Source organism: Streptomyces sp. NPDC057939 (assembly GCF_042887545.1).
Classification (GTDB): domain Bacteria; phylum Actinomycetota; class Actinomycetes; order Streptomycetales; family Streptomycetaceae; genus Streptomyces.
Window position 1 is genome coordinate 1 of sequence record NZ_JBHVPG010000118.1, and the last position, 3714, is coordinate 3714.

A 3714-nucleotide genomic window follows, 5' to 3' on the forward strand; every position below is an offset into this window, starting at 1 on the left:
TTCGGTATTTCGCCGCGTGAGGCCCTGGCGATGGATCCGCAGCAGCGGTTGTTGTTGGAGACGACGTGGGAGGCGTTCGAGCGGGCGGGTATCGACCCGGCCGCGGTGCGTGGAACCCAGGCGGGTGTCTTCGTCGGCACCAACGGCCAGGACTACGACTCGACCTTCCAGGTAATCCCCGAGGGCATCGAGGGCTTTCTCGGTACCGGAAACGCGGCGAGTGTCGTGTCGGGGCGTCTGTCGTATGCGTTCGGGCTTGAGGGTCCGGCGGTGACGGTTGATACCGCGTGCTCGGCTTCGTTGGTGGCGTTGCATTGGGCGGTGCAGGCGCTCCGTAACGGTGAGTGCAGCATGGCGTTGGCCGGTGGTGTGACGGTCATGTCGTCGCCGGGTGCGTACATCGACTTCAGTCGTCAGCGTGGGCTTGCGGCCGATGGTCGGATCAAGGCTTTCGCGGCGGGTGCGGACGGTACGGGTTGGGGTGAGGGTGTCGGCATGCTGCTCGTGGAGCGGCTGTCGGATGCCCGCCGCAACGGTCACCCGGTCCTCGCGGTGATCCGTGGCTCGGCGATCAACCAGGATGGTGCGAGCAATGGTCTGACGGCTCCGAACGGTCCTTCGCAGCAGCGGGTGATCCGTGCGGCGCTGGCCGGCGCCGGCCTGTCGGCCGCCGACGTGGACGCCGTCGAGGCACACGGCACGGGTACCCGTCTGGGCGACCCGATCGAGGCGCAGGCGCTCCTCGCCACGTACGGCCAGGAGCGGGCCGACGGGCAGCCGTTGCTGCTCGGTTCGATCAAGTCGAACATCGGGCACACGCAGGCCGCTGCCGGTGTGGCCGGTGTGATGAAGATGGTCCTGGCGATGCAGCACGGGGTGCTGCCGCGGACGCTGCATGTGGATGAGCCCACCCCGCACGTCGACTGGACCGCGGGTGAGATCGCTTTGCTGACGGAGCGGCGGGCGTGGCCGGAGACCGGTCGTCCGCGTCGGGCGGGTATTTCCTCGTTCGGGTTCAGCGGCACCAACGCCCACACGATCATCGAGCAGGCTCCCGACGTCGAGGGTGACGCGGAGGTATCGCTTCGGCCGCAGCAGGGTCGTGCGGGTGGCCTGCCGTGGATTCTGTCGGCGAAGAGCGATGCGGCTCTGCGTGTGCAGGCCGAGCGGCTGGCGGCGTGGATCGCGTCGGACGAAATGCTGGAACCCACCGACGTCGCCTACTCCTTGGCCACATCGAGGTCCACGCTCGATCGTCGATCCGTTGTCCTCGCGGAGGACCGGGCGGCATTCCTCACCGGACTGACTGCCCTTGCGGCCGGAGAGCAGGTGCCGGGGGTCCACCAAGGTGCGGTCTCGGGTGGCGGACTGGCCTTCCTGTTCACGGGGCAGGGGAGTCAGCGGCTGGGCATGGGGCGTGAGCTGTACGAGGCCCACCCGGTGTTCGCGGACGCGTTGGACGCCGTGTGTGCCCGAATGGACGGGCTGCTGGAACTGCCGCTGAAGGAGCTGCTGTTCGGGTCGGATGCCGCTCTGCTGGATGAGACTCGCTTCACCCAGCCGGCGTTGTTCGCCGTCGAGGTGGCGTTGTTCCGGCTGATCGAATCGTGGGGTGTGAAGCCGGACTACCTGTCCGGGCACTCCATCGGTGAGATCGCTGCCGCGCATGCGGCCGGTGTCCTGTCGCTGGACGACGCGTGCACGCTGGTCGCAGCGCGCGGACGGCTGATGCAGGCGCTGCCGACCGGTGGCGTGATGATCGCCGTTCAGGCGTCGGAGGCGGAGGTTCTGCCGCTGCTGACCGACCGGGTGAGCATCGCGGCCGTCAACGGTCCGCAGTCCGTCGTGATCGCGGGTGACGAGGACGAAGCGGTCGCCATCGCCGCATCGCTCACCGGCCGCAAGACCAAGCGCCTCGTCGTCAGTCATGCCTTCCACTCGCCGCACATGGACGGCATGCTCGCCGACTTCCGCAAGGTGGTCGACGGCCTGACCTTCAACGTGCCGAGCATCCCGGTCGTCTCCAACCTGACCGGCGCCCTCGTCACCGACGGCGAGATGGGCACGGCCGACTTCTGGGTCCGCCACGTCCGCGACGCCGTCCGCTTCCTCGACGGCATCCGCACCCTGGAAGCCGCCGGCGTGACCACCTACCTCGAACTCGGACCCGACGGAATCCTCTCCGCCCTCGCCCAGGAATGCGTCACCGCCGGATCGACGGCCACGTTCGTGCCCGCGCTCCGTCGGCACCGTCCCGAGGTCCAGGTCGTCACGACAGCCCTCGCGCAGGCTCATGTTCACGGTGTGGCCGTCGATTGGTCGGCGTTCTTCGCCGGTAGTGGTGCCCGACGGGTTGACCTGCCGACGTACGCCTTCCAGCGGCAGCGGTTCTGGCCCAGTGAGGTGGCGTACACGACCGGGGACCCGGCAGCGATCGGATTCGGCGACGCCGACCACCCGCTGCTCGGCGCGGCGGTCACTCTCGCCGACTCGGACGGGGTGCTGCTCGCAGGTCGACTGTCGCTCGACACCCACGCCTGGCTCGCCGATCACACGATCCACGGTGGTGTCCTGCTGCCGGGAACGGCCTTCGTCGACCTCGCGATCCGCGCCGGCGACCAGGTCGGATGCGACGTGGTCGAGGAGCTGACGCTGGAAGCTCCGCTGGTCCTGCCCGAGCGCGGCGGCGTGCACCTGCAACTCGCCGTCGACGCGCCGAGCGCCTCCGGCAACCGGGCGTTCGCCGTGTACTCCCGGCATGAGGACGCACTCGCGGGCGAGCCGTGGATCCGTCACGGGTCCGGTGTGCTTGCCGTCGGTGCCCGGTCCGAGGCGGCGGCGGACTTCGGTGCGCTGGCGGTCTGGCCGCCGGTCGACGCGGTCGCCGTCGACGTGAGCGGACTGTACGAGGAACTCGCAGGGGACGGCATGACCTACGGGCCGCTGTTCCAGGGCTTGAAGGCGGCCTGGCGGCGCGGTGGTGAGTTGTTCACCGAGGTCGTGCTTCCGGAGGACGGGCGTCGTGACGCGGCGCGGTTCGGTCTGCATCCGGCCCTCCTCGACGCCGGTCTGCACGCCATAGGCCACGGCGACCCCGCCGCGGCGGAGACCGGTGCGCAGCTGCCGTTCTCGTGGTCCGGGGTTTCGTTGTTCGCGGCGGGTGCTTCGGCGTTGCGGATGCGGTTGACGCCGGTGTCCGCGGATGAGTCGCACACGTTGGCGTTGTTGGTCGCGGACGAGTCCGGGCGGGCGGTGGCGGCGGTGGAGTCGCTGACGCTTCGGCCGGCCTCGGCCGAGCAGGTCAACGCCGCTGCGGGAGCCCACGTGGAATCCCTCTTCCGCGTCGAATGGACGCCCGCCCCCATGGGCGAGGCTTCCGCCGCCGGCCTTCGCTGGGCCGTCCTCGGCCGGGACGAACTCGACCTGGGCACTTCGGGTGCACAGGTCACCGCGTACGCCGATGCCGCCGCCCTCGCTGCGGCTCTCGACGGGGGCGAACCGGTTCCGGACGCGGTATTCGTACTGCCGCCCGCCATCGGGGACGACGCCGACACGGTCGGTTCCGTCCACGCGGCGGTGAACGCGGCCGTGGAGACGGTGCAGGGTTGGTTGGCGGACCATCGGTTCGCGGGTGCTCGTCTGGTGTGGTTGACGTCGGGTGCGGTGGCTGTCGGTGTCGGCGAGGGTGTTCGGGACCTGGCGGGTGGCGCGGTG

Annotated in this window: 1 protein-coding gene; it reads left to right on the forward strand. The window is 69.9% G+C overall.

What is annotated here, in order from left to right:
• The coding region (locus ACFVS6_RS42845; RefSeq protein WP_389711957.1) for a type I polyketide synthase at positions 1 to 3714 on the forward strand (3714 nt) is incomplete at both ends.